At 65.3% G+C, this 25733-nt stretch carries 28 protein-coding genes and 2 pseudogenes; 22 read left to right on the forward strand and 8 right to left on the reverse strand.

Features of this window, described 5'->3' with window-relative positions:
• Positions 1-36 precede the first annotated feature (36 nt).
• On the forward strand, positions 37-894 hold the full coding sequence (locus ACQPW1_RS07820; protein ID WP_433662052.1) for an RNA polymerase sigma factor: 858 nt from the start codon (positions 37-39) through the stop codon (positions 892-894).
• Positions 895-896: 2 nt separating this feature from the next.
• Here the strand turns inward: ACQPW1_RS07820 and ACQPW1_RS07825 are convergent, their stop codons facing one another.
• Positions 897-2042, reverse strand: coding sequence for a TDT family transporter (locus tag ACQPW1_RS07825; RefSeq protein WP_433662053.1), 1146 nt, complete (start codon positions 2040-2042; stop codon positions 897-899).
• A gap of 70 nt (positions 2043-2112) precedes the next feature.
• Here ACQPW1_RS07825 and ACQPW1_RS07830 point away from each other — a divergent pair, with 70 nt between their 5' ends.
• Complete coding sequence (locus tag ACQPW1_RS07830; RefSeq protein WP_433662054.1) at positions 2113-3018, forward strand: LysR family transcriptional regulator; 906 nt, start codon at positions 2113-2115, stop codon at positions 3016-3018.
• Positions 3019-3021: 3 nt separating this feature from the next.
• Here ACQPW1_RS07830 and ACQPW1_RS07835 read toward each other — a convergent pair whose 3' ends face one another.
• Positions 3022-3687, reverse strand: a complete 666-nt coding sequence (locus tag ACQPW1_RS07835; RefSeq protein WP_433662055.1) for a phosphate signaling complex PhoU family protein — start codon at positions 3685-3687, stop codon at positions 3022-3024.
• Between the two features lie 141 nt (positions 3688-3828).
• On the opposite strand from ACQPW1_RS07835, the gene ACQPW1_RS07840 reads away from it, so the two are divergent.
• Positions 3829-4632, forward strand: coding sequence for a transglutaminase-like domain-containing protein (locus tag ACQPW1_RS07840; RefSeq protein ID WP_433662056.1), 804 nt, complete (start codon positions 3829-3831; stop codon positions 4630-4632).
• Positions 4633-4635: 3 nt separating this feature from the next.
• Here the strand turns inward: ACQPW1_RS07840 and ACQPW1_RS07845 are convergent, their stop codons facing one another.
• The gene (locus ACQPW1_RS07845) at positions 4636-5796 is read right to left on the reverse strand and encodes an FG-GAP repeat domain-containing protein (protein WP_433662057.1); all 1161 of its coding nucleotides are present in this window, start codon (positions 5794-5796) and stop codon (positions 4636-4638) included.
• 210 nt (positions 5797-6006) lie between these two features.
• On the opposite strand from ACQPW1_RS07845, the gene ACQPW1_RS07850 reads away from it, so the two are divergent.
• Entirely contained in the window at positions 6007-6402 is a 396-nt protein-coding gene (locus ACQPW1_RS07850; protein ID WP_433662058.1) for a nitroreductase/quinone reductase family protein, read from the forward strand.
• Between the two features lie 7 nt (positions 6403-6409).
• On the opposite strand, the gene ACQPW1_RS07855 is transcribed toward ACQPW1_RS07850, so the two are convergent.
• The gene (locus ACQPW1_RS07855; protein ID WP_433662059.1) at positions 6410-7417 is read right to left on the reverse strand and encodes a DUF4189 domain-containing protein; all 1008 of its coding nucleotides are present in this window, start codon (positions 7415-7417) and stop codon (positions 6410-6412) included.
• Between the two features lie 166 nt (positions 7418-7583).
• Here ACQPW1_RS07855 and ACQPW1_RS07860 point away from each other — a divergent pair, with 166 nt between their 5' ends.
• Both ACQPW1_RS07860 and ACQPW1_RS07865 read left to right on the forward strand, forming a co-directional pair.
• Positions 7584-7988, forward strand: a complete 405-nt coding sequence (locus tag ACQPW1_RS07860) for a PPOX class F420-dependent oxidoreductase (protein WP_433662060.1) — start codon at positions 7584-7586, stop codon at positions 7986-7988.
• 76 nt (positions 7989-8064) lie between these two features.
• Positions 8065-8298: pseudogene (locus ACQPW1_RS07865) on the forward strand (ionic transporter y4hA); the annotation flags it as partial.
• A 92-nt stretch (positions 8299-8390) separates the two neighbouring features.
• On the opposite strand, the gene ACQPW1_RS07870 reads toward ACQPW1_RS07865, so the two are convergent.
• Together ACQPW1_RS07870 and ACQPW1_RS07875 are read right to left on the reverse strand one after the other, a co-directional pair.
• Complete coding sequence (locus tag ACQPW1_RS07870) at positions 8391-8597, reverse strand: DUF397 domain-containing protein (protein ID WP_433662061.1); 207 nt, start codon at positions 8595-8597, stop codon at positions 8391-8393.
• On the reverse strand, positions 8587-9471 hold the full coding sequence (locus ACQPW1_RS07875; RefSeq protein WP_433662062.1) for a helix-turn-helix domain-containing protein: 885 nt from the start codon (positions 9469-9471) through the stop codon (positions 8587-8589). The genes ACQPW1_RS07870 and ACQPW1_RS07875 overlap by 11 nt, the downstream gene beginning before the upstream one ends.
• 507 nt (positions 9472-9978) lie before the next feature.
• Between ACQPW1_RS07875 and ACQPW1_RS07880 the strand changes: the two genes are divergently transcribed.
• The 4 genes from ACQPW1_RS07880 to ACQPW1_RS07895 all read left to right on the forward strand — a co-directional run bounded on the left by ACQPW1_RS07880 (position 9979) and on the right by ACQPW1_RS07895 (position 12459).
• A complete protein-coding gene (locus tag ACQPW1_RS07880) occupies positions 9979-10212 on the forward strand; it encodes a hypothetical protein (RefSeq protein ID WP_433662063.1) in 234 nt (77 codons plus the stop codon).
• 144 nt (positions 10213-10356) lie between these two features.
• Complete coding sequence (locus ACQPW1_RS07885) at positions 10357-10590, forward strand: hypothetical protein (RefSeq protein ID WP_433662064.1); 234 nt, start codon at positions 10357-10359, stop codon at positions 10588-10590.
• A 234-nt stretch (positions 10591-10824) separates the two neighbouring features.
• A complete protein-coding gene (locus ACQPW1_RS07890; protein WP_433662065.1) occupies positions 10825-11328 on the forward strand; it encodes a hypothetical protein in 504 nt (167 codons plus the stop codon).
• A gap of 30 nt (positions 11329-11358) precedes the next feature.
• A complete protein-coding gene (locus ACQPW1_RS07895; protein ID WP_433662066.1) occupies positions 11359-12459 on the forward strand; it encodes a hypothetical protein in 1101 nt (366 codons plus the stop codon).
• Positions 12460-13179: 720 nt separating this feature from the next.
• Here the strand turns inward: ACQPW1_RS07895 and ACQPW1_RS07900 are convergent.
• Positions 13180-13500, reverse strand: coding sequence for a hypothetical protein (locus tag ACQPW1_RS07900; protein ID WP_433662067.1), 321 nt, complete (start codon positions 13498-13500; stop codon positions 13180-13182).
• Between the two features lie 253 nt (positions 13501-13753).
• Positions 13754-13918 carry a hypothetical protein gene (locus ACQPW1_RS07905; protein ID WP_433665599.1) on the reverse strand — a complete coding sequence of 55 codons (165 nt, stop codon included), beginning with the start codon at positions 13916-13918 and terminating at the stop codon, positions 13754-13756.
• 12 nt (positions 13919-13930) lie between these two features.
• On the opposite strand from ACQPW1_RS07905, the pseudogene ACQPW1_RS07910 reads away from it, so the two are divergent.
• From ACQPW1_RS07910 to ACQPW1_RS07965, 12 genes and pseudogenes are all read left to right on the forward strand, one after another.
• Positions 13931-14734: pseudogene (locus ACQPW1_RS07910) on the forward strand (calcium:proton antiporter); the annotation flags it as partial.
• Between the two features lie 510 nt (positions 14735-15244).
• Positions 15245-16090 (forward strand): ABC transporter permease, encoded by an 846-nt coding sequence (locus ACQPW1_RS07915; protein WP_433662068.1) that lies wholly within the window; start codon positions 15245-15247, stop codon positions 16088-16090.
• A 1-nt stretch (position 16091) separates the two neighbouring features.
• Complete coding sequence (locus ACQPW1_RS07920) at positions 16092-16946, forward strand: ABC transporter permease (RefSeq protein WP_433662069.1); 855 nt, start codon at positions 16092-16094, stop codon at positions 16944-16946.
• A 5-nt stretch (positions 16947-16951) separates the two neighbouring features.
• Positions 16952-17977, forward strand: coding sequence for an MlaD family protein (locus ACQPW1_RS07925; RefSeq protein WP_433662070.1), 1026 nt, complete (start codon positions 16952-16954; stop codon positions 17975-17977).
• A complete protein-coding gene (locus tag ACQPW1_RS07930) occupies positions 17974-18975 on the forward strand; it encodes an MlaD family protein (protein WP_433662071.1) in 1002 nt (333 codons plus the stop codon). The genes ACQPW1_RS07925 and ACQPW1_RS07930 overlap by 4 nt, the downstream gene beginning before the upstream one ends.
• Positions 18963-19997 (forward strand): MlaD family protein, encoded by a 1035-nt coding sequence (locus ACQPW1_RS07935; protein ID WP_433662072.1) that lies wholly within the window; start codon positions 18963-18965, stop codon positions 19995-19997. The genes ACQPW1_RS07930 and ACQPW1_RS07935 overlap by 13 nt, the downstream gene beginning before the upstream one ends.
• Positions 19997-21082: an MlaD family protein gene (locus ACQPW1_RS07940; RefSeq protein WP_433662073.1), complete on the forward strand. Its 1086-nt coding sequence runs from the start codon at positions 19997-19999 to the stop codon at positions 21080-21082. Before ACQPW1_RS07935 ends, ACQPW1_RS07940 begins: the two co-directional genes overlap by 1 nt.
• A 74-nt stretch (positions 21083-21156) precedes the next feature.
• Complete coding sequence (locus ACQPW1_RS07945; RefSeq protein ID WP_433662074.1) at positions 21157-22209, forward strand: MlaD family protein; 1053 nt, start codon at positions 21157-21159, stop codon at positions 22207-22209.
• Entirely contained in the window at positions 22206-23177 is a 972-nt protein-coding gene (locus ACQPW1_RS07950) for an MlaD family protein (RefSeq protein ID WP_433662075.1), read from the forward strand. The genes ACQPW1_RS07945 and ACQPW1_RS07950 overlap by 4 nt, the downstream gene beginning before the upstream one ends.
• 14 nt (positions 23178-23191) lie before the next feature.
• Positions 23192-23800, forward strand: coding sequence for a hypothetical protein (locus ACQPW1_RS07955; protein WP_433662076.1), 609 nt, complete (start codon positions 23192-23194; stop codon positions 23798-23800).
• Positions 23801-23983: 183 nt separating this feature from the next.
• Entirely contained in the window at positions 23984-24802 is an 819-nt protein-coding gene (locus tag ACQPW1_RS07960) for a hypothetical protein (RefSeq protein WP_433662077.1), read from the forward strand.
• 42 nt (positions 24803-24844) lie between these two features.
• Positions 24845-25729, forward strand: coding sequence for an aminoglycoside phosphotransferase family protein (locus ACQPW1_RS07965; RefSeq protein ID WP_433662078.1), 885 nt, complete (start codon positions 24845-24847; stop codon positions 25727-25729).
• Positions 25730-25733 lie beyond the last annotated feature (4 nt).

Here is a 25733-nt window from a genome sequence, read left to right on the forward strand (position 1 = left end):
TTGCGCCGAAGCCTCCACCAGCCGAAAGATGGCTGGATGAGCACGGAGGCGCAAGACGGCGAGCTGGCCGAGGAGCGGGAACTGGTCGGGCGCGCCGTCGCCGGGGATCGCGACGCGATCACCGATGTGGTTCGCCTGCTACAGGATCCGCTGTATCGGCTCGCGCTGCGGATGGTGTGGCGGCCCGCCGAGGCCGAGGACGCGACACAGGAGATCCTGCTGCGCGTGCTCGGCCACCTCGGCACCTGGCGCGCCGAGGCCAAGCTGCTGACCTGGGCCTACCGCATCGGCGTCAACTATCTGCTGAACCTGAAACGGCAGACGCCGCAGGAGGCGATCCAGCTCAGCCTGGACGCCTATCGCGAGGGCTTGGCCGACGGCCTCGCGGAAGCGGACTACCGCGGCCCGGAGGCGACACTGCTCACCGAGGAGGTCCGCCTCAACTGCAGCCAGGCCATGCTGCAATGCCTGGCCCGCGACGAGCGAGTCGCCTTCGTCCTCGGCGACGTCTTCGAACTCAACTCCACCGACGCCGCCTGGATCCTCGACATCACCCCCGCCGCCTACCGAAAGCGCTTGGAACGGGCCAAGAAACGCCTCGGCAACTTCCTCACCGCCACCTGCGGCCTGGCCAACCCCGAGGCATTCTGCCGCTGCTCACGCCGCGTGGACAAGGCCGTCGCACTGGGCCGCGTCGACCCCCGCAAACCCAGCTTCGCCCGTCACCCGATCACCCCCGGCGGCCGCACCGTAGCCCAAGCCGAACAGCAGATGGCCCGCCTGCATGATGCGGCCGCGGTCCTGCGCGCCCATCCGGATTACGCTGCGCCGCAAGCAAAGATGGATGCGATCGCGGGCCTGCTGCACTCCGGCCGTTTCCCGCTGCTGGACTGAGGTCAGCTTGTCGCGGGTCGGAGCAGGCTGCCGCTCAGCACGCCACGGGCGGTTCGTATTGCGACTGCCGACCATGCGGCGACCAGCAGCACGTACAAGCCGATCGCGGTGGCGGCGAAAAGGTTTGCGCCGGTATGGGTATAGAGGACGGTGCTGCCGGTGATGCAGGTGCCGAGAGGGAAGGTGAAACCCCACCAAGTGAGGTTGAAGGTCAATTCGCCTGCGCGGAAGGTCTTTACGGTGATGGCGAGGGCCAGTGCCAGCCAGAGCATGGCGAAGCCCCAGGTGGCGATGCCGAAGATGACCGAGAAGACGACGAAGCCCTTGGCGTAGAGGTCAGGCAGGGCAAACGGTGCCGCATTGGCGAGAAGTCCTGCGGCGGTGACCGATTGGCCGAGGGGGCCGAGCACGATCCACAAGGTCGGGACCATGCTCGCCTGGGGTGTGCCGTGGTGCGCCAGGCGGGACCAGATCATGGTGATGGTGACCAGGGCGGCGAACAGGCTGAGGCCGAACATGGCGACGCAGCACAGGATCATCGTCAACCGCAGCTGGCCTGCCGGGGTGTGCGGGACGAGCAGCGCCCCCATCGCGGCCGAAACCATCGGCGGCACAACGGGCATCAGCCAGCCACCGAAGGCGGCATCGGCAGCAACGCGGTGTCTGGTGAACATCCGGTAGGGAATGGCGAAGGCGGTCAGCAGGCCGAGCACGGTGCCGACGGTCCACAGCACCCAGTCGATCGCCACTGCGGCGGACATCCCGATCACGTCCGAACCGAGCAACAGGGTCCCGCCGCCGACGGTCAGCAAGGCCATCGGGGGAGCGCCGAAGAACTGCGACATCACCGGGTGGTTGCGGTGGTCGCGGGCGGTATCGGGGAACCGCACCCAGTGCGTGATCCACGCGGCGCTCAACACCACCAGAACCATCGCGGCCAGCGCCCACACCACGGTCGCGGCATCGCGCAGCCCCGGGAATTGCAGCGGTAGGGTGGCCGCCGCGTTCGCGACGATGCCCGTGCCCATCACCGCGGCGAACCAGTTCGGGCCGAGTTGGCGCAACGAGCCGAGTCGGCGCTGGCGGCGGTCGATCACGCCGACCGGACGCCGCCGAACTGCAGGGCGGAAGGTCACTGTGGCGGTCATGTCTCCAGCGTCGCCGCAGGCACTCGGGTCAGGTAGCCGCCACGTTCCTATGCATGCATAGACTCGTTCTATGCCGCTGTCGCCCCGTGTCCCCGACCTAGCCGCGCTCGACCTGCTGCTTTCGGTCATCGAACTGGGCAGCCTCGGTCGCGCGGCGGCGGCACACGGCATCAGCCAGCCGTCCGCGTCCTCCCGCATCCGCTATCTGGAAAAGCTCGTCGGCATGCCCGTGCTGGAACGCACCACCCTCGGTTCCCGGCCGACCCGCGCCGGGTCGCTGATCGCGGAGTGGGCTCGCGGCGTGGTCCGCGCGGCCGAGCAACTCGACGCCGGCATCGACACCTTGCGCGCCGAGCGCGACTCCCACCTGCGTGTCGCGGCCAGCCAGACGATCGCCGAGTACCTCTTCCCCACCTGGCTCATGAAACTGCGGGCCACCGCGCCGGGCACCGCTATCGCGTTGGAATCCGGCAACTCCGTCGAGGTCGCCAAGGAGGTACTCGACAACAAGGCGGCCATCGGTTTCATCGAAGGCCCGCAGAACTTCCCCGGCCTGCAATCCCACGTCGTCGCGCACGACCACCTGATCGTCGTGGTGGCGCCGACGCATCGCTGGGCTCGCCGCGGCTCGGTCACCCTCACCGAACTCGCGGAAACCCCACTGATCCAACGGGAAACCGGCTCGGGCACCCGAAACTGGTTCGAGCACGCGGTTTCTCGCAAGATCCCCGGCTGGAAACCCGAGGTCGCCCTGGAGCTGTCCTCCACCACCGCCATCAAGACCGCCGCCGCCTCGGACGTCGGCCCAGCGGTACTGAGTTCCCTTGCGGTGGCGGCCGAAATCGCCGCGGGCACGCTGGTTTCCCCGACCGTCACCGACCTCGAACTGGAGCGCACCTTGCGCGCCGTATGGCCAACGGGACAGCGACTGACCGGCCCCGCCCGCGATCTCTACATGATCGCTCGCGCCCGATAGGACTCACGCAGTGTCGGCGGGCTGCGCGGTGGGCGGAACACCGGTGTCCAGGAACCGAATCAAACGGTCGATGCGCGCGGTGTGATCGACGCACCGTTCCAGATGATTGGCGAGCAGGGCGACGGTGATGGCGGCGGTGGTCGGCTGCGCCGACGCGGGTGCCGCGAGCGCCGAATGTAGTTGCTTGTGCAGGAGTTCCATGGCGTGCAGGCCGGGATCATGTTCGGCGGGCGGTTCCTGATGACCCGTGGCGACGGCCTGCCCGCTGAGCGCGGTGCGCGTCGCCGCGAGCCTGCCCATCGCGGCGAGAATCTCGAGAATCGTCTGCGGCGCAACATGTCCCGGATGGCTTTGATACACCTGATCGGCGACCTGACTCACCAGCCCGCCGATTCGCGACAACTCGGTCGCGATCTGGATCGCGGTGACCACGTGCCGCAGATCCCGGGCGACCGGCGCCTGCAACGCCAGCAGCACCACCGTCCGCGCCTCGCACGCGCCATACATCTGCTGTAGCTGCTCGTCGAGGGCGAACACCTCATAGGTCGCGGTGAGATCGGCGCCGACGAGTGCGTCGGTCACCCGCTCGGCCGCGTCGTGGGTGAGCCGGCACATCAGCGTCAAATCATTGGTCAACGCGACGAGCTCGCGAGTGAACTGGGTGCGCACGCGCAAATTCTCGCCCATATCCGCGCGGCCGGGCGCACTAATCCCCTCTTGGACATGAATTGACAGTGCAGATGATGCCAACTCGGCACTATGTGGTCGAAAATAGGAAGGGCACTTGACCGCGACTGACAGGATTGTGCCGTGAAGCGCGATGTCTCAGCCCATCTCGAGGTGGCGATCACCGCGCCGACCACGCTCGAATTCCAGATCGCGGTCGCCAGGCAAACGAACCTGGACGTGAACGAGTCGCTGGTGTTCGAGCTCGACGGCTGGGCTATCGCGCCGTGGGAGATTCTCGGCCCGCACGGCACCCGTATCCACAAGTTCTCGGTCGGCCCAGGCACTTTGCGCGCGCATTACAGCGCGACCGTGCTCGGCAACGCGACACCGGAGCCGGGCTCGGACTACGACCGCGCGCTGTATCTGCGGCCGAGCCGATTCGCCGAGTCGGACAAGCTGCTCGGCTTCGCCGCGACCGAATTCGGTTCCGGCACAACGGATGCCCAGCTGGCGGTCCAGGTCGCGAAGTGGGTTGGCCGCCGGATCCGTTACGTCGCCGGCAGCAGCGACCCCATCGACGGCGCGGTGGAGACGCTGCTGTCCGGTGCGGGCGTGTGCCGCGACTTCGCGCATCTGGTCGTGGCACTGCTGCGCGCGGTGAAGGTGCCCGCGCGGGTGGTGTCGGTGTACGCGCCCGGCTGTTCGCCGATGGACTTCCACGCGGTCGCCGAGGCCTACATCGACGGCACCTGGCGGGCCCTGGACGCCACCGGCCTCGCGCCGCGCTCGACGCTGGTTCGGATCGCTACCGGCCGGGACGCCTCCGATGTCGCGTTCCTGGACAACCACGGCGGCGAGATCATCATGAACAGTCTGCAGGTCACCGCCCTGGTCGAGGGCTTCCTGCCGTTCGACGACAACGTCACACCGACCTCGATCTGGTGACGTTCAGGAGATGTTCTTCAGGAACGACACCGCGTTCGCGCTGCCCGCCACCACGATGTCGAGCTTGCCGTCACCGTCGTAGTCGGCGACGACGGGCGTCTGCGGCTGTGAGGTGACCGCGAAATCGCCGGTCTTGCCGACGGTTCCGCCGTTGCCGGTGAACACCACGATCCGGGAGCTCAGCACCGCCGACATCGCGGCGTCCAGCTTCCCGTCCTTGTTGAAATCGCCCGCCGCGATGCTGGTCGGGCCGAGGCCGGACAGCGCGATCCGGTCGGTCTTCTTGAATCCGCCCTGCCCGTCGGACAGCAGCAGCGTGGTGCTGAAGGAGAACGAGTCGGCGGTGATCACGTCGTCGATGCCGTCGCCGTCGAAGTCGCCCGCGCGCACGTCCTCCGTGATCAGGCCGGACGTGCTCGCGCCGCGGCGAGTGAAGCTGCCGTCCCCGTTGCCGGTGAAGACGTGCACCTGCTGCAGCACATCGTTGTTCACCGCGATGTCGATCCTGTTGTCCGAGTTGAACTTTCCGACGGTGAATGCGGCGGCGACACCGGGGATCAGGCTGGTCTGCCCGGCGTCGAGGGTGCCGTCGCCCTTGCCGAGCCAGGTCTGCACGCCCGCGGGCGCCAGGCTGAGCACGTCGTCCTTGCCGTCGCCGTTGGTGTCGGCGACGATCACTTCCTGTTGTGCGCCTTCGAGAGTCGTGTACTTCTTGGCCGGGCGGAAGGTGCCGTCGCCGTTGTTCACGAATGTCGCGATGGTCGTCCACGCTTGCGCGACGACATCGGGCTTGCCGTCGCCGTTCAGGTCGCCGACGCCCACCGCGCCGAAGCCGATGCCGACATCGCCCACTCTGGTACCGGTGTTGAACCGGCCATCCCCCTTGCCGGTCATCAGAATCGGGCCCGCCCCTTGGAAATCGGCCGCGACGATATCGGCCTTGCCGTCGCCGTTGAAGTCGGCGGTGACGGTGCCGATCGGGGAGGGGCCTGGCCCCCAGGACGGAAACTGGCCGCCGGAGGGCGAATCCACCTTCGGCGCGAAATTGATCGCCCCCGCGGCGTGCGCGGGGGCGGCGGTGATCAGGCCGGAGCCGATCATGGACAGTGCCGCGGCGGTCGCGGCGAGAACTAGTCCGGGCGAATGCGGGGATGAAGTGCGCATGAATTGTCCTGGGTGCGTTCAGAGTTATAACCGGGCCTGGACTTTATGACGTGCGTCACATCGAAAGTGTCCTATTTCCGGCAATTCGTCGGATTGCCCACCGGGGCGGTATTCGGCTGTGGCAGTGTGCCAAAAGCGCTTTCGTCACCGTGTCGCACATTCGCTCGCGCCATGCGGCACGGTGCCCCAGCCCGGTGCTACCGTCGCCGCATGGCGAGCAAGCGCGATATCCAACATCGAGTGGTGACGACGTTGCAGCGCTGCGTCGTCAATCCGCTGCAGCGTAAGCTGCCCGGACAGCAGCTGCTGGAGACCGTCGGCCGCAAGAGCGGACAGCCACGGCTCACCCCGATCGGCGGCCGCAAGGAGGGCAACGAGTTCTGGCTCGTCTCCGAATTCGGCGACCGCTCGCAGTACATCCGAAACATCAAGGCGAACAACCGCGTTCGCGTGCGGCTGCACGGTCGCTGGTACCCGGGCACCGCGCAGCTGCTGCCCGATGACGACGCGCGCGCCCGGCTGCGCGCGCTGCCGCGCGGCAACAGCGCGGTGGTTCAGCTGGTCGGCACCGACCTGCTCACCGTCCGCATCGAACTGGACAACTAGCCGCGCGTTACTCCGTGGCGCACTTCGACCAGAATTCGAAGGGGCCCGGGACATTCCAGTCGCCCTGCGCCCTGGCTACCGCCTTGTCCTGCGCTTCGGCAATGGTGATACCCCAGGCGGAGGCCCAGCCCCCGCTCCGGCCGAAGGCGAACGCGACGCAGGTATCCTTCGACCAGATCGGTTCCTGGCAGGTGACGCCGCAGGCGATCTGCGCCTGGGTGGCCGCCGCGTCCTGACCGAGTGAGCTTCTGGCCCAATGCACTTCGTTGGTCTTCTCGTTGTAGGCCGCCGCGATCCACACGGTCGCGGCGGCCTTCGACGTCGGCGCCGTGGTCGGCGGTGCCGTGCTGACCGGGGGAATCTTGGCGCTCGGCCGGGTGGTCGGCGCGTCGGCCGCGGTGGTGGAGAAGGTGAAGCTGGTGGTGGTCGCGCCCGCGTCGGCACGGTCGTGCTTGGCCGAGTTCTTCCACACCTTCAGCCCGATGATCCCGGCGATCACGACCACGGTGAGCAGCACCGAACCGATTGCGGCGAGGACCTTTCCGCCGCCGCCACCACCTGACCCGGGTCCGTTGGGCCCGTACTGCGGTGGATATCCCTGGCCGGGCGGGCCAGGCGGGAATGAACCCTGCTGCGGCGGATATTGCTGCGGCGCTTGCTGATACGGCGTCTGCTGATAGTTCGGCGGTTGCTGGTACTGCGGAACCGGCGCGTAGGGCTGCGGCGGCGGAGTGTAAGGCTGGCCCTGTTGGTAAGCCGGATCCGGTTGGCTCAGTGGGTTCAGCTGAGTCGGATCCGATGGCGGCACGTACGCCGGGTCGTGTTGGCTGAGCGGATTGAGCAGGGTCGGATCCTGCGGCGGCACGTAAGCCGGGTCGGGCCGGCCACCCATCGGGTTCAGCAGCGTCGGATCCGTCCGCTGATAGCCGGGCGCCTGCTGACCACCCTCCTGCGCATTCTGCTGCGCGTATGGGTCGTAAGGCTGCCCGGGATATTGGCCGGGTGGGTATGACATGCGCCCCCGCTGCGGTTCGTCTGGATCAAGGCCGAGCCAGACTATCGGCTCGGTAGTCAGTTATCTGCCCCTGTCAATGGGGGCCGACGGTGCTACCGCATCGGAAACCGCCGGGCGACGCGTAGTTTCGTTCCTGCGGACAGCGCACATATCGACTGGAGGGTGTATGACGATCGAGATTCCCGAGAAGGTGCGGGACCTGCTGGTACGACCTGTCTACGCGAGCCTCGGCACGACGAGGCCGGACGGGGCGCCGCAGGTGAACCCGATGTGGTTCATGTGGGACGGCGAGTTCATCTGGTTCACCCACACCAACTACCGGCAGAAGTTCAAGAATCTCGCGCACGAGCCGCGCGTCTCGATCTCGATTTACGACCCGGACAATCCGTACCGGTACATCGAGGTCCGCGGTGTGCTCGACCACATCGATGACGACCCGAAGGGCGAGCTCTACTCGAGCCTGTCCGAGCGCTACGGCAACGGTCCGGTGGTGCCGCCGGACGCGAAGGACCGGGTGGCGATCGCGATCCTGCCCACCGGCATCACCGGATACGCACTACACCGCGACTGACCCGAGAAATCGGGCAAATCGCCCTGCGGCAATGCTCTGACCTGGATGCGGAGGGTTAGCTGCAACGATGGATCTCATGATCCGTGTGTTGACCGACCGCTGGACCGTGTTCGTACCTGTCCTCGCCGCCCTCGCGCTGGCCGTCACCTGGGGGCGAAGCCTGTCCGGGGTGGCCGTCGTCGTGGTGGCCGCGGCGCTGATCGGTGCGGTGCTCGCGGCGGTCTATCACGCGGAGGTGGTCGCGCACCGGGTCGGCGAGCCGTTCGGTTCGCTGGTGCTCGCGGTCGCGGTGACCGTCATCGAGGTCTCCAACTATCAGGTAAAACGGTTTTAAAACCCCAGTTCAAGGCATGAAGAAGCCCGGACGACTAATCGTGATGTCGTACCGGGCTCCGTGTAGGGTCACGGTCGATCGAACGCGCCATCGTCGATGCCAGCGGTAAAGGCGTCCCACGCGCCGGGGGTGAAGACGAGCGCCGGGCCGGTCGGATTCTTGGAGTCACGCACGCCGACCTTGCCCCCGTTCAAGTGCGCGACCTCCACGCATTCCTTGCCCCCACCGCTGCGGCTGCTCTTGAACCACTTGGCCCCGGACAGGTCAACGGTCACTCTCGTACTCCCTTGCTACCCGTCTCAACAGGCTCTTGCTGGTCGGCACATCCAAGGTGGATTGCTGGATGGTGTTGTACGCCTGACGATACCTCCCGACGTCTTTTGGCCGCTCGAGGTACATGTCACCGGCATAGGACTCGACGTAGACGACAGTCGGTGCGGCTTCTCGTCCCTTCGCGTCTATTCCGAAGTCCAGGATGACGAACGGCCCCGGCGCGATGCCGAGAGGGAAGCCAGCGGAGAACGGTTGGATGCGCACCGCCACGTTCTGCGGCATGTTCGCGAGATGGTGCAGTTGTACCGCCATTACCTCCGGGCCGCCAACGACGTAGCGCAAGGTAGCTTCGTTCAGGATGAATTCTGCCGAGGCCGGTTGCGTCTTTCGATGGATGAGCGCTTGTCGCTTGAGTCGAAGCTGTGCGCGTCGCTCGAGGTCTTCGGTCGGTTCATCCGGGAAGTACGCACGGTCGAGCACACGGGCGTACTCGGGCGTCTGAAGGATTCCCGGAACTACGTCGGGGCGGTAGAGGGCGAGTCGATGCGCGTTGGACTCGAGTCCGACGTACAGATTGAAGTTGCCCTCGATCAGATCATCGAAGGCGTGCCACCACGACTTGACCGTCGCCTGCTGCGCAAGACCCTTCAGGGCGGAAGTCAGGTCATCGTCAACGTCATAGATGCGGCAAAGGGCTTCAACGTCGAGTTCCCGAACTTTAGGCGACTGCCCCTTCTCCACCCGCTGAAGTTTGCTCGTGGACCACTGCATCATCGGCGCGACTTGTTCCAGCGTCATGTTCGCTGCCTGCCGCGCTTCCCGGAGGTACTGGCCGAGTTGACGTCTCGGCAACGTCGTCTCGATGTCGTCTGACACGCTCTCTCACTTCCCGCTGCGGCTACAGGTGTTTTCCGTGATGAGAAAAGTTTCGGCTACCGGCGACAACCACTCTGGCGTTTTGGGAAAACTGCTGATGAAAACCCATCACGTACTTGCAGCGTGCCATGAACGGGTGTGCTCTTAGTACGTGCCCGGTACGTGGCTCCCGCTTCCGGAGCTACCCTCCCGATTCGCGGCGGGAGGGCCGGGCCACCCAACTTTCCAGGGCGAGCAGGGGTCTGAAACGTGATGGAGCGCATACCGTTTGGTGACACACCAGAATCCCGATGTATCTACTACAGGTTGGTGTGTGGCCTGCCCGCCAACATCGACCCGCCTGGTTCTGCGCGGATTACGTTCCCTGCTGGGTGCACCAGAGCGCTGACTATGCCCGGACCGTTGGGGATCGTGCTACGGGGCCATATGCAGCGACATGGCGTAGCGGTTGGCCCGATCGTGGTGCACGTCGGCTCAAATCGGTGGAGCTTTTTGGTCCGGCCTGATGTGCCTGATGACGACACGCGGGTGTTCAGCGACATGTTCCGGCTGAACGTGATGATCGTTCGTGACGGGGCAATCGCGTTGCCGTCGCCAACAGCGGAAACGGGGGCGTTGCGGCGCTGGATTGAACTACCGCGCAATACCTTCCGTCCGTCAGGCAAGGCCGTAGTGGAAGTGATACGTGCGTGTACCGGGATCAATCGCGATTCGCGATCGTTGGCGGTGCATCGTGGCTGAGAACGGCGCAGGTCAAACGGTGTTGTTGTCGCAGTGCGGTGCGACGGTGATTCGTCCGGCGACGGTCACGCTGATGGCGGTGTCGTGCCCTTCGCGTGAGTCTACGAACTCCGGTGCCGAGGCTGGCAGCGATCGGTTACGCCGATGAGTGCCGACAGGATTGCTGACCATAGCTCTCCCCATCCGGAGGAGCCGGACCTACACCTACGCGTGACGCTGCGGGGCGAATCGCTCGACTTCGCCGCCTGTCTCACCGCCGCGCTGTTCTTCCTAGAGGAGCAACGGCAGAGGGGCTTCATCGACGCCGTGGCCGTAATCCCTGGCGACACAACAGGTCTGCGGCGTTTGCCGACCGAGCGACTGTACGACGGACCATGAGCGAGTATCAGGAGGCGCTGAGCGAGTGGCTTCGGGCCAAGGACGCGTGGAATCTCGCAGGGGAGCCACAGGCCGGGAGACTCCTCGAATGGCTCGAAGCCGCACGGACACGATTCGTTGATGCACAGCGGCCCTGCGTTGCAAGCGACGACCAGCCTTCGGCGTGAGTTGCTTGTATCTTGTGCCCTGCACGCGGGACACTGTTCTGTTCGGACCGATACGTGAGGGGTGCACATGGGTAGGGACCGCAAGTACACCAAAGCCGAGTTGCGGCAGCGGGAGAAGGACCAGGAAGACCAGAACTGGTTGGCGTGGCTCGCAGACATGGACGTCCAGATCCACAAGTTTTTCACTGAAACAGTGCCGGACCTGCCCGAAAACCCATGGACGGCAGAGGGCTTACAGCACGCTGAAGCTGCGGCGCTGAAACTCTTCCCTGATTGGGAGACGGTACCTCTGCCGGAGAACCGGGATGTCGCAGACCAGTTCTCCCGATATGTGGGGGAGGTTTTCCGCAGGAATTTCGAAGGGATATGGCGGAATGAGCCGTCATTCGATAGCCGCAGGAATCCGCTCGGCTTCGGCCCGGTCATTCATACGCCCGAGAATCCTGAATATCTGGATGTGGTCAATCTACTGACGGCTGCGATGCATCGGCGGACCGGTAACGAGTGGAGCCGCATATTCGGCTACTCCACTGATGGTTTTGCCAAATGGAAGTCAGCTCAGGTCGACTAATGATCTGAGCGTCAGCACCTCGGGGGGTGCATGGTGGATGCCGAAGATGCCCGCTACGAGGCGTATCGGAAACGGAAGCTCGCGCGAGGTGAAGAGCCACGCGCCCGTGAGGACTGGCGTCGTGTCCAAGGAAAATGGGGCCGCTCCCGCGACTTCGGTAACCAATTCAGAGATGGAATGGGGCATATCCTCGGCCGCACCGAAGAAAAAGGATGGGATAAAGAGGTCCACCGGACCACCGATAGAGGGCCGAGATACGACGATATTCGTCACATCGAAATCCGCCATGCCATGGAGTTCAAAGCGGGCAGAGTCACCAAGGACGCATTGCGCCAGCTCGAAAAGGATGAGCATGGGCTTGCACGTGGTATGACCATCGAGTGGTACATGAGGCCGAACGCACGCATCGACCGTGAAGTTGCGGTCAAGATGCAGGAACTTCGCGACAAGTACCCTGGACAGTTCCGTACGGTCGAGATCACTAAGGAACAGTTCAAGCAGGCTATCGAGGTCGGCAAGGAACTCGCCAAACAGCGTGATGCGCAGCAGAAAGCGGTCGAGCGGGCGAAAGTGCGTGCTGAGCAAAACCGTAAAATGCAGCAGCTTCGAGAAGCCGCCGCGCGCGGGCGGGCCGACGCCCCTGAACGGGTAGCGCGGGAACGGAAAACGCTCGAAGTACTCCAGCGTGTAGCGCGGGAACGGGCAGCATCACAAGCCGAACGGGACAGGGTCGCAAGGGAATCCGCCGAACGAGTACTGAGGGAGTTCCCGTTCCCGGTGCCTAGCCAGTCTCAGGAGCGAGGAGCCGTCGAGATTGGGGGCCGAGTTGCCCCGGAGGTGGCCGACGCTGCCAGCGTGGAACGTGAAGCGGCTGACAAGGCGCGTGCAGCCGAGAAAGAACAACTAGCCCGTGACGCAGCGAGAGAGCAAGACGCGGCCAGGAACGCGGCGTACGAGCGGCTACAGGCACAGGGTCGGCTCACCGAGGTGCAACGGCTCCACTGGCTGGGGCAAGGCACCGATCCGCATGGAGCGGTGCGGGAGCCACCGGGACACTCGCCCAACGTCGAGCGCGGTGGTACCGGGCAGGGTCCGGACCGCTCGCGCGGTATAACGCGTGATGGCCGTTAGCTACCCAATGCCTGGGGGTAGGTGCCCCCGCCCCGGTATCGCGGTGGATGCGTCCGGTATAGCAGGAGCAACGCTGTACGGGTTTCCGGGTTGTGTAAACAGGCTGCCCCCCTTGCAAATCTCTAGCGCGAGGAGCGAGGGACCGCTTTGTTCGGCACCCTCTCAAAAGGCCGGGTCGATTGAAATGCTTTTACCCACCAGAAGGCGCGGCGGTGCCGATCGGTCGGGCCGGAACTCCGGAACCCGTACAGGCAGGCAGGCCCTATGCCAACCGCCATCGCTGAGGCGGGCGGGGAGGGGACCGAGCCCAGTCGGCTCACTGCGATGTGTGGTCCCACTGGCAATCGTCTCGTAGTTGGCTCATAGCGTTTGACCTGGTCACGGTCAGTTGGCCCAGTTGGCTCAGTCGGCTCATGCATACGGGTGCCGGTCGGGCCGACCGTCCGTGCGGTTGTGCTGCGGTGGCACCAAGGGGGCGGGAGTTGCTGGCCCGGTCCGACCGGACCACACTGCGGTGGCGTTCGTCGTCCCCGCTCAACTCCGCCGACATGGGGGTGTTCGGGTCTCATCGTTCGCCGCTTTCTGCCGAACACCAGACCGATGGGGTACCGGTAGGTCCCTCCCTCTAGGGCGTGGCCCACTCCTCAGTCATATGGGGCAATATCTGCGCAGCCGGGGGGAGGGGGTCCGAGATGACCGCTGGCCTGCCCTCCTGCGGGATCAGTCGGGATCGGTCGCAACGTGAAAATGGTCGGCGATCTCGCGTGCTCGGCGGGCAGAAGCGCGGGCGTGCTCGGCGAGTCGGCGCGCGGTGGCTTCTCTGGTACGGCCGAGAGACGCGATCTCGTCGTACAGGAGGGCTGCATCGTCCTCGGTTGCGGCGAGCCGGTGGGCTGCATCGATCAGACTCTGTCGCAATGCCGCCGACCGCGCTGCGATCGAGACCCAGCCATGGTCATCGGCCCGTTGTTGCCCCGCTTCGTAACGCTGCCTGCCACCACTAGCAGGCGCTTCCCGGTGGAACTGCTCATCGGTCGCCACACTCCCAGGATGCCCCAGCCAGCACCGATCGAGGAACGCAGCCAGGGGGGAGGGGGTTGGAGGCGACCATTGGCCTGCTCTCTGACATATGGGTCGGTATCCCCCCGAGTTGGAATCGAAAAGGCGCGGATCGAATTTCCTGGATCGGCAGCGGCCGACCCGTCACGCCCGACGCCGCGTAACCCGCCACCCACAACGAAGCCCCGTCCAACTCGCCAAACGGCAAGAAGGGCGGGGCTTCTCTCGTATCGAGCTAAGCCGCACTCGGGTCCTTCCACTCGATCGTGATGAACCGGGGATCGAAGTACTTACCGCCGATCTTGCGGCCACGAGACGCAGGCAGGATCGTTACCGTCATCAACGCATCAACGATCTTGCCCCGCACATCGGGACTGCACGCGTTCCAGGCCGCCTCCATGTCGTCACCAGCGACACCGTCTTCGCCGCGGTCATGATCACCTGCAACGGCATCTTCGGCCTTTCCCTGCTGGTCGGCGCGCTGCGCAGGCGGGTGGCGGTGTTCAACGCCGAGGGCACCGGCGCGGCGCTGGCCACGGTCGCGACGCTGGCCACGCTCAGCCTGGTGCTGCCGACCTTCACCACCAGCCAGTCCGGACCGGAGTTCTCCGCCGGGCAGCTGGCCTTCGCCGCGGTCGCCTCGCTGGCGCTGTACGGGCTGTTCGTGATGGTCCAGACGGTGCGGCATCCGGACGACTTCCTGCCGGTCGAGGGCGACGGCGTGGTGACCGACGACGACGAGCACAGCGAATCGCCCACCGCCAGAGCCGCGCTGATCAGCCTCGGGATGTTGTTCGTTGCCTTGGTTTGTGTGGTCGGGCTGGCCAAGGTGGTCTCGCCGTCCATCGAGTCGGCCGTCGCCGATGCCGGGCTGCCACCCTCGGCCGTCGGTGTGGTGATCGCGTTGCTCGTGCTGTTGCCGGAAACCCTCGCCGCGGTGCGGGCCGCGCGCCGCGATCAGGTGCAGATCAGCCTCAACCTCGCGCTCGGCTCGGCGATGGCGAGCATCGGCCTGACCATCCCGGCGATCGCGGTGGCGACCATCTGGCTGGACGGACCGCTGGTGCTCGGGCTCGGCGCCACCCAGATGGTGTTGCTCGCGCTGACGATCGTGGTCGGTGTCCTGACGGTTGTGCCAGGCCGGGCGACGCTGCTGCAGGGTGGCGTCCATTTGGCTTTGTTCTCGGCTTTTGTGTTTCTTGCCGCCAGTCCGTAGTCCGTATGTTTCAGCTCACATACTGGTCGGCAGATGTCGGACTTCGACGATCCCGTGACCGGAGTCATGGCTGCTCGATTTCGCTGCGGCCAGCGGCTTGACGATTTCGCTGCGCCTGCTTCCGGTGTCACGCGCTCGATGTGTGCTGACGGTTGTCTCCGCGTCGGCCCTCATCTCGCGGGCGTGGCGTCCACCTTGTCCTTTTCGCTGCTTTCGTCCTTCCAGCCATCGTTACGTGATCTTGCTCAGAGTTAGCTCAACTGAGTGATATGCATCATAGCCATAGCCGATATGTGCTGATAACTCGTTGCAGAATGGCCAATCACTTCCAGGTTACAGCTTTGACCAGCACGGGAAGCTATTCATTGGCAAGCTAGCAAGAGGCAATGCTCACACCGTGATCGTCTTTACTGTGACCAAGTGTCACCGATAGCTTCATGGTGCCAGTGACGCCCATCATGGAGAGAACGATTTGAAACTCGCGACACACCAGCTTGGCTGGGACCACACGTGGCTTCCGTGACCGGGGCTCGCTCGCGCGCTTCCGCCGTTCGTATCGTCCGCAAGAATTTCTCCGACACGGTCGTCTCCTCGTTGCGGACCTTCGGGCGAGCCGTCGACATCGCGCAGGAATCGGTGACCGGCACGGTCACCGGGATCGTGCGCGGCCAGTTCCAGTGGCGCGAGGCTACTACGCAGGCATGGCGCTTGGTGACCGTGACGGCGATCCCGGCGATCCTCATCGCGATCCCGTTCGGCGTCATCGTCTCGATTCAGGTCGGCAACCTCATCCACACGCTCGGCGCGGACTCGCTGCTCGGTGCGACCGGCGGCCTCGGCGTGATCAAGCAGGGCGCCCCACTGGCCACCGGATTCCTCCTCGGCGGCGCGGGTGCTGCCGCCATTGCCGCTGATCTGGGCGCGCGCACGATCCGCGAGGAGATCGACGCGCTCAATACGATGGGCATCAATCCGATTCCACGCCTGGTGATTCCACGGATGGTCGCGATGATCGTGGTGGCGCCGTTGCTCAACATCCTCATCATCTTCGTCGGCGTTGTCGCCGGGTACGCGGTCGCGGTCGGCGGTCAGAACGTCACCCCCGGTAGCTACTGGGCCACCTTCGGCTCCTTCACCACCGTCGCCGACGTGTGGGTGTCGCTGCTCAAGGCGGCCCTGTTCGGCTTCCTGGTGGTGGTCATCGCCTGCCAGCGCGGGCTGGAGGCCAAGGGCGGACCGCGCGGGGTGGCCGACGCGGTGAACGCGGCGGTGGTGCTGTCGGTCGTGTCGATCGCCATCGTCAACCTGGGCGTCACCCAGGTGGTCGAGATGTTCCTGCCGACCAGGCTGGTCTGACATGGCATCGACCTATGTGCCCAAGGGCTTGGGCTGGATCTACCGTCGCCGCAGCCTGGTCTTCGCGCGGTTCGAGTCGCTCGGCTTCGTGCTGGCCTTCGTCTGGCAGGTGCTGTCGTCGATCCCCTCGACGCTCAAGCACTATCGCGACGAGACGCTGCGCATCATCTCCGACATGACCTGGGGCCGCGGCTCGGTCATCGTCGGCGGCGGCACGGTGCCGATGATGATCGTGCTCGGCCTGGTGATGGGCGCGTCCGTCGCCGTCGAATCGTTCACCATGTTGAACATGCTGGGCATGGGCCCGGTCACCGGCATCGTCTCCGCCTACGCGACCACTCGTGAGCTCGCCCCCATCGCCGCAGCAATCGGCTTCGCCGCGCAGGCCGGGTGCCGCATCACCGCCGAGATCGGCTCCATGCGCATCTCCGAGGAGATCGATGCGCTCGAGGCGATGGGCCTGCGCTCGGTGCCCTTCGTCGTGACCACCCGGGTGATCGCCGGCGCGATCTCGATCGTGCCGACCTTCCTGATCGGGCTGATCCTGGCCTACCTGTCCTGCCGCGGGCTGATCACGCTGGTGCACGGCCAAGCCGCGGGCGTGTACGACCACTACTTCTTCCAATTCGTGTCCGGGTTCGACGTGGTCGCCGCGGTGATCAAGGTGGCCATCTTCGCCACCGTCGTCATCCTCATCCACAGCTACTACGGCTTCTTCGCCACCGGTGGACCCGAGGGCGTCGGCATTGCCTCCGGCCGCGCGGTGCGCGCCTCGTCGGTGGCGATCGTGGCCATCGACATGGTCCTCACCATCGTGCTGTGGGGCTTCAACGCGACGATCAGTTTTACGGGGTAACTGCGATGCCGAAGTATGGAATGCCCGGAGTGGCGGTCGACAAGCAGCGGACCCGGCTGATCGGGGTGGTCGCGTTCGGGGTGCTCGTCGCCGTCCTGGTGGCCGCTGTGTTGTATCGAGAGTTTCGTTCCGACAGCGGTTTACAGATCACCTTGCACACCGAGCAGATCGGCGACGGCGTGCTGGCCGGTACGCCGGTGCGCGTTGACGGAGTACAGGTGGGCACCGTCGCAGCGATCGCACCGGACGATCGGGGCACGCAGCGAGTCACCCTGCGGCTGAATCGCTCTCAACTGCACGGCTTCGACGACAGCATGCGGGTCGACTATGCACCCGCCAACCTCTTCGGTATCAGCGAGATCGCCCTGCGACGTGGCTCCGGCGGGTCCGCGCTGCGTGACGACAGCGTGATCGACCTGACCGGCAGCCATACCGCCGCGGTGTTCGACGCAACCATGGGCAGCATGCTGCGCAGCCTGTCGCAGAGCGGCGACTCGGTGCTGACCCCGCAGATGGCCACGGCGATCAGCCAGGTCTCGCACGACATGAAGGCGTTTACCCCGCTGGCGCAGTCGATTATCCAGGTGGCCCAGATCGTGACCGACAACCAGCGGATGCCGCCCTCCGAACTGGCGGGCAGACTCGGACCCGCGTTCTACGGCGCTGGTGACTTCTCCAGCGCCAACGAGCTGATGGTGTACATCCTTCGGAATACCCCACGGCTGCAGAGCAATCGGGAATCCTTCGACGCGGGCGTGCGGATGCACACCGACACGCTGTTGCCGGGCATCGGCCATCTCGGCGACGCGCTCGGTGGCGATCTCTCCGGTGTCACCGACATGCTCGTGCCCGTGCTGACGCTGCTCACGCGGATGGTGCCGCAGCCACAGCAATCGGGCGCCGATCTCACAGAACTGCTGCGACGCCTGCGCTCGGCGATGCCTGACACCCCGAATGGACCGGTCCTGAACACCGAGATCGATGTAAGCGGAATACCCGTGTTGGCACCGTTGCTGGGAGGTGCCCGATGAAGGTAACTGCCGCCGCGTGGCGGCTGGGGTTGTTCACCTTGGTGATGATCGTCCTGCTCGGCGGCGTCTGCACAGCGATCAAGCGACCGGTGTCGGGTCCCACTGAACCTCACAACGCGCTGTTCACCGATGCCAACGGCTTGAAGGTCGGCGACGACGTGCGCATGTACGGTGTGCAGGTCGGCAAGGTCGACGGCGTCTCCCTCGACGGCGCACAGGCACGGGTCCAGTTGTCACTGAAGACCGACGCGCCGATCTACGACAACTCGAAACTGGCCATCCGCTATCAGAATCTCACCGGGCAGCGCTATATCGACTTGCAGCAACAGCCGCAGCCCGGCAAGCGCATCCCCGGTGGCGCGACCGTCGGCACCGACCACACGGTGCCCTCGTTCGACGTGACCAGCATGTTCAACGGCCTGAAGCCGGTACTGGCCGCCATTTCCCCGGAGGAGATCAACCAGTTCAGCGCGAGCATGGTCGCGCTCATTGAGGGCGACGGCAACGGTATCGGGCCCGCCCTGGAAGCGATCGACAAACTCGCGGCCCACGTCAAGGACCGACAGACGGTGATCGACGCGGTGCTGCAGAATCTGTCCGATCTGCACGACACGGCGGGCGGAAAGATCCATTACATGGTGCCGATTCTGGCCCGGCTGGCCGACATCTTCTCCGGCCTGCAATCCAATATGGCCGGGTTGGCTCAATTCGCGGCGACCGCGCCCTCGGTGCTCGGTCCGCTGGACAACCTTTTCAACGCGCTCGGCCTGCATAGCCCCGACGACGTGGATGCGTTGATACACAAGACCTTCCCCGATCCTCAGCAGGCCCTCGAAGTGTTCGACAAGCTGCCCGGGCTGCTGGCTGGCTTCGACGCGGCCATTCCTCAGTCATCTATGGCGGGCTGGAAGCCGCAGTGCGCCAAGGGGCAGGCCGATGTGCCGCAGGTGCTCGGAGTATTGATCGCAGGACAGCAGGTGGCGGTATGCGCTGGTTGAGCAATTTCTTCGCCGATCGTCGGGTTGTCGGCGACCGGGAGAAGAGGCGACGCGAGATCCGGCTGGGCCTGGTCGGCGTCGCCCTGGTGGCGATCATGGCGGTCGCGGTGGGCGTGCTGTTCGTTGTCCCGTTCGGCAAGAAGACCTATACGGCCGATCTGGCGGAGGCACAGTCGGTGAAGGTCGGTGACGATATCCGTGTCGCCGGGGTCAGTGTCGGCACGGTGAAATCGCTGGAGCTGAAACCGGATCGGGTGGTCATGCGGTTCACCGCTGACTCCGAGGTGTTCGTCGGCGACCAGTCCACGCTGGACGTGCGCATGCTCACCATCGTCGGCGGAAACTATGTGGCGCTGTTCCCCTCTGGTACCACCCCCTTGGGCGGCAAGCACATTCCGACCGACCGGGTCCGGCTGCCGTACAGCCTCGTGCAGACCTTCCAGGCCGCGGCCGAGCCGCTCCGTAAGATCGACGGAGATACCATGCGGCGTAACTTGGCCGCGCTCGGCACCTCTGTCGCGCAGGCCCCGGACACGTTGCGCACCACCCTCGACAGCGTCAACAGCTTCGTCGACGATCTCAGTCGCCAGCACGTGATGATCTCTCAGGCGATCGCCAACGCCGACGAGTACGTGACCATGTACGACGGAGCCAAGGGCTCGCTGGGCAGGCTGGTGCACGTCACCAACCTCATGGAGGACTTGGTGCTGGACAAGCAAGCCGAGCTGCGCGAGGGTCTTCGGCTGTTGAACCAGGTCATCGGCAAGGCTGCGGCTATCGCGCCCAGCTACGCGGAACTGAAGCCGAGGTTGCAGCCGCTCTTGGAGGCGGTGCCGCGGATGGAGGAGCTGCTGAATCGGCTGGACCCGGTCGTCGGCTCCGTGCAGGACATGCAGCAGAAGCTGTCGAAATTGGTCATTCCGGACGGTGGCGTGACGGTCGATCAGTCCGGTCAAACCATCACCGCGCCGGCGGACGCGATCGCGCGGGTGTGCGTACCGGTGCCGGGGAGGAACTGCTGATGTTGCACAAGATACTGGGCTCACGGGCGTTCATGTCGGTCTCGGGTGCGGCCGTGGCGGTCGTGCTTGTGATCGTGGGCTATTTCATCGTTTTCGATCCGATGAGGCAGACCCAGAGCTACTGCGCGATCATGCCGGACAGCGTCGGCTTGTATGTCGGCAATCAAGTGACCATGCGTGGCATTCCGGTGGGGACGGTGACATCCATTGCGGCGCAGGGCAAATCAGTGAGGGTGGAGTTTGCCGTCGAAGCCGGTAAACCGGTGTACGCCGACGCGGGCGCCACCACGCTGGCTGACAGTATCGTCGCGGCCAGGCAACTGGCCGTGGTGTCGACCGGTAAGGACAGCGCGCGCTGGAATTCCGCGCAGTGCATCACCAAGACGATGACGCCCAAGAGTGTCACCGAGACATTGAACGCCGTCGCGAAGCTGTCGGCGGAAATCTCGGGTCCGGACTCCAAGACGCCCGACGCGCTTGCCCACGGGTTGTCCGAATTGAACGCGGCTACCGCGGGCACCGGGCCGCAGATCAACGAGATCATCAAGAAACTGAGTGGTGCCATGGTTTCGCCCGATGCCGACATCGGTCATCTGGTCGGCGTCTTCGACGCCTTCTCCTCGGTCGGTAAGAAGGTCGAGGAGCATTGGGGCGACATCGAATCGATGTTCACTCGGTTGACGCCGGTGCTCTCCGCGTCTCGGACGGACCTGCTGGAGCCAGGTGCGGACGTGGTCGATGGGCTTGCGCAGCTGCTTCCGGTGCTCAACGATCTCACCACCAACTTCGGTGACCCGATCATGAAGGCTCTCGACTTTACCGTGCCGCTGGTGAAGTTCCTGCGTGCCCGGGTCGGCTCAGTGGCCCAGATCATCTCGATGACGCCGGTGCTGACCGACGCGTTCCGATCGGTGGGTAATTCCGGGATCGCTTACGCCCCGCCGAAGGTCGCGATTCCCCAGCAGCATGCCGACCAGGTCTGCGCGGCGTTGAATGCCATGGCGCCGGGGCGCTGTACCGCCGACGGTGGCCTGGCGAAGATCGATATGGCGGCCCTGATGTTCGGATTGGCAGGTGGGCGATGAAGTTTAATCGAGACGAAACAGGGCGGTTGAACGTCTCATTTCACCGGCGGCAATACGAAAGACATAGGGGTGGTGTGCGTTTCGTAACCGGCCTCGCGGTGGCTATGGCAGCCGTGCTGCCCGCCGCGGGCTGTGCCTTCGACCCCTCGTCGGTTCCCCTGCCCGGCTCCGAGGTCTCCGGCGCTACCTACGACATCCGGATCCAGTTCGAGAACGTGTTGAACCTGCCTGCGCGGGCGAAGATCATGGCCAATGGTGCTCAGGTCGGCACGGTTTCGAGTGTGTCGGTGGTGGATTCGGCCAAGACCGGTGGTCGCGGCGGCTACGTGGTGGTCGACGCTCGCATCTCGAAGTCGGTGCAGCTACCGGCGGCTACACGTGCCGAACTACGGCAGAACACGGTGCTCGGCGATATCCACCTCGCGCTGCTCACCCCGCCCACCGGCTTCGACAAGTTGTTGCCCGCGGCGGGCACCATTCCGCTTTCGCAGACGAAACCGCCGGTGCAGTTGGAGGACACGATGGCCGCGCTGGCCACGTTCACCCAAGGCGGTGCGGTGCAGCAGGTGCAGGACACCATCGAACAGCTCAACGGCGTCCTGCCGAAGGATCCCGCCCGGACCGCGCAGATCGGCAAGACCATGGCCGACAATGCCGTCGACCTGGGCAATCACCTGGACAAGCTCGATTCGCTGCTCGACGGTATCGACAACAACTCCATAGCCCTGCACAAGATCCGGCCGGAGCTCGCGCAGCTGCTGACACAGGAGTCGGTGGATCAGATGAATGGCATCGCCCCATCCGTTGTCGGCGTGTTCAAGATCTTCAGTCAGCTCGCTCCGATCGGCACGTCGCTCACCTGGTTGGGGCCGTTGCTGAACAGCGCCGACGGCACGGTGCAGGCCTTGCTGCCGTTGCTGGCATCGGCAGGGTCGGTGGATCTGAGCCATCCGTCGAATCTGCAGGCAGTGGTTTCGCTGGTGCGCGACAAGATCATTCCGTTCGCGGAGCACGGCCCCAAAGTGAACATTGTCGGCATTAAGACCGATGGCGCCGGCGTGGTGCCCATTCAGGACCAGACCGACCGGATCATTCAGACGCTACGCATGATCGGAGTCGTCCGATGAAGAGTCGTCCGATGAAGCTCGGGTCGCTCGCCTCGCTGGGCGGCATCGCCGCCACCATCGTGCTCGGCGCGGGGTATCTGACCTTTGGGGTAGTGCGAGTCGACCCGCTGGCCGACTACACCCACGCCACCATGGTGCTGGCCAATTCCGGTGGGCTGGCCGTCGGCTCGCCGGTGCTGCTCACCGGTATCGAGGTGGGCCGCGTCAACTCGGTGACCAACAGCGTCGGTGGCATCGAGGTCGGCTTGAAGCTCGTCGCCGACCGTCAGGTGCCCGCCGACAGCGTGGTCACCATCGAGCATCTGTCGGCGCTCGGCGAGCCGTACGTCGAGTTCCGGCCGAATTCCGATGGCGGACCGTACATTCGGGACGGACAGCAGCTGAAGACCGCCAATGTGCGCACGCCACTGTCGATTCCTGAGGTCGCTCGTATGGCCACCAAAACGCTGAACCAGCTAGATCCGAAGGTCGTCAGCTCGCTGGTGGACACGGCCGAGAAGTCCCTGGTCGGCACCGACGGCGCGATCCCCAATCTAGAGCGCTCGGGCGATCTGCTCGCCGCGGCCGTCATGAGCCGCAACCCTCAGATCGTCTCGCTACTCAACAGCCTGCAGAACACGGCCACCAATATGGATTGGGTGGGCCCGTCCTTCAGCGCCGCCGCACCCGAGTGGGTCAAGTTCGCTCAGGCGCTGAGCAATGTGGTCACTCACGTGGGCCGCATGGTCGACAGCGAGCCGATCGATCAGTACACCAAAGGCAACGGGATCGCTCCGTTCACCGAAAAGAACGTTGCTATGTTGCGCGAGCTCCAACCAGAGTTGAGTTCCCTTGCTCCGGCGTTGCGTCCCCTGGTCGACGCGATCACCTCGTCCGCGCCGCGGATCGACATCTCCGCCCTGATCTCCCAGGTCCTCGCCGACGTCGACGCCGACGGCGCCGTCAAGGTGCGGGTCGCCATCAAATAGGAAAGGAGGCCGCGATGTCGAACGACGTTGTGACCGAACCGAAGCCGGCAACCGATGAGCAGGAAGACAGCGCTGCCGCGCCCGCGGTGGCCAAGAAGGCGCGGACTGTGTCGATCCGCCTGTCGACCGTCGCGTTCGGTGTCGCGCTGGTGGGACTGGCCGCCGCGGGTGTGGTCTTCGCTTCGATGTGGGCATCGGCGCGTGGCGATCTGAGCGATCGTGACGCCGCGGCCGCCGCCGACCAGCACGCCCAGCAGGTCGCCACCGACTACGCGGTCGGTGCCTCCAACATCAACTTCCAGGACGTCAACGCCTGGATCGCCAAGCTCAAGACCAACACCACCTCGCAGCTGGCCAACAAGTTCGACGCCACCGCGCCGAAGCTGCAGGACATCCTCGTTCCGCTGAAGTGGACCTCGACCTCGACGCCGATCACCGCCAAGGTGATGAGCAGCGACAACGGGGTCTACAAGGTGAATGTGTTCCTCAACGTCACCTCGACCAGCGCCCAGACACCCGAGGGCGCGCAGACCACGGTCACCTACACGGTGAATGTGGATCCGAACAATGGCTGGAAGGTCGCCGACGTCGGTGGGGTCGCGGGCGCGCTGCCCAAGCAGTAACCCGCAATATCGGAGCACCTCCCCAGCAAATGAGTTTACCGGCAGCTATTTCTCGTAAATGGCTTCTACCTGCATAAATGAAAATCCCATAAAGCGAACATTGACCCAGCAACCTTCGGGTAGCGTGCCAAGAAGATCAGCATTCGTACCGGTATTTCCTGTCCGACAGTGAAGGCGGTTTCGATGGTGGCACCCGGCGGCAGTCACGAACCCGACGACGGTCGCGCAACCGACAACCGCGCCCTGGTCGTCGCGGCGGTAATCGCCGCGGTCCTGGTGCTGGTGGTCGCGATCGGCCTGCTGCTGCGGTCGAATCAGGACTCGAAGGACGCGAAGTCGTCATCGACGACCTCCGCGAGCCTGTCGCCCAGCGTCAACCCCGCTCCGGCCGCCGGTGTGGCGCCGAACCGGGTGAGTCCGGGTCCGGCGACGCCGGTCGGTCCGGTGCCGCAGCCCGTCCGCAAGATCGGCGACGACTGCTCGGCGGGCGGTATCGCCGCGCAGTGGAATCTGCGCGCTGGTCAGTGGGCGTGTGTTCCGCAGGGCCAGGGCGGTGACGGGCACCGGGTCGGTGACGACTGCTCGCACGACGGCATCGTCGCGCAGTGGGGGCGAGGCCCGGACGGGCGCTCGGTCTGCCTCCCGCAGGGGCAGGGGCGCGACGAACACCAGGTCGGCGAGGATTGTTCGCACGAGGGCGTGGTCGCGCAGTGGTCGTTGACCTCGGATGGCCGGTGGGTCTGCGTCGCGCAGGAGGAAGGTGGCGGTCCGGAACCGTTGCCCGCGAATCCTGGCCCTCCGCCCGCGAATCCCGGACCTCCGCCTGCGAATCTCGTTCCGCCGCCGGTGAATCCGGAACTGTTGCCTGCGAATCCGGAGCCGCCGCCGGTGCCCCCGCTGCTGAATCCGGTTCCGCCGCATGCCAATCCGGGTCCGCCGCATGTCAATCCGGTTCCGCCGCCCGCCAAGCCGGAACCTTTGCCCGCTCCCGGCCCCCGTTAGGTTCCTCGAAAATCGATCGACACGGCTGAGATGCTCGATGTCGTGACTGTCGTGCCCGAGTTCTTCGCTACCCGACTCGCCAACCAGGAGGGCGCACCCGCCCGCGCCTGGCTCGACCGCCTGCCCGACCTCGCGGCGCGGTATGTCGATCGCTGGCGGCTCACCTTCGACGGCCCGCCCATGCACGGCTACGGCGGGCTCGTGCTGCCCGTGCGGCGCGCGGACGGCACCGCGGCCGTGCTCAAGCTGAACTACCTGACGCCCGAAACCAGGGACGAGCCCGTCGCGTTGGCCGCGTGGCAGGGTGACGGTGCGGTGCTGCTCTACGAGAGCGATGCCGACGACGGCGCGATGCTGCTGGAACGTCTGGAGGCCGGACGTGCACTGCACACCGAGCCGATCGATGACGCCGTACGGATCACCTGCGAACTGCTGCGCAGGTTGGCTATCCCGGTGCCGCAAGGCATTTCACGGAACCTGCGGACCGAGTCCGCAGGCTGGGCCGAGGAACTGCCGCAGGAGTGGGCCCGGCTCGGCGCACCGTACCCGCGCAAGCTGCTGGACGTGGCCGTCGAGGTGTGCACCGAGCTTGGACCCGTCGCGGACCAACTGCTGGTGAACGAGGACCTGCACTTCGAGAATGTGCTTGCCGCAGCACGCGAGCCGTGGCTGGTCATCGACCCGCAGCCGCTGGCGGGCGATCCCGAATTCACCACCCTGTCGCTGTTGTGGAGTCGCCGAACCGAATCCGCGCTCGACGACCGCTTCGCCGCCATCGTCGACATCGCGGGATTCGATGCCGACCGGGCACGTGCGTGGACGCTCGTGCAGTGCGCCCGGAACTGGCTGTGGTTCGCCGAGGAGGAAGACTGCGACGACCCCGGCTACCCGTCCGTCCAGGAGATCGGACCGTGGACGTTGCGCTGAATCT

Origin of the sequence: Nocardia sp. CA-128927, from assembly GCF_050955855.1 — a bacterium.
Classification (GTDB): domain Bacteria; phylum Actinomycetota; class Actinomycetes; order Mycobacteriales; family Mycobacteriaceae; genus Nocardia.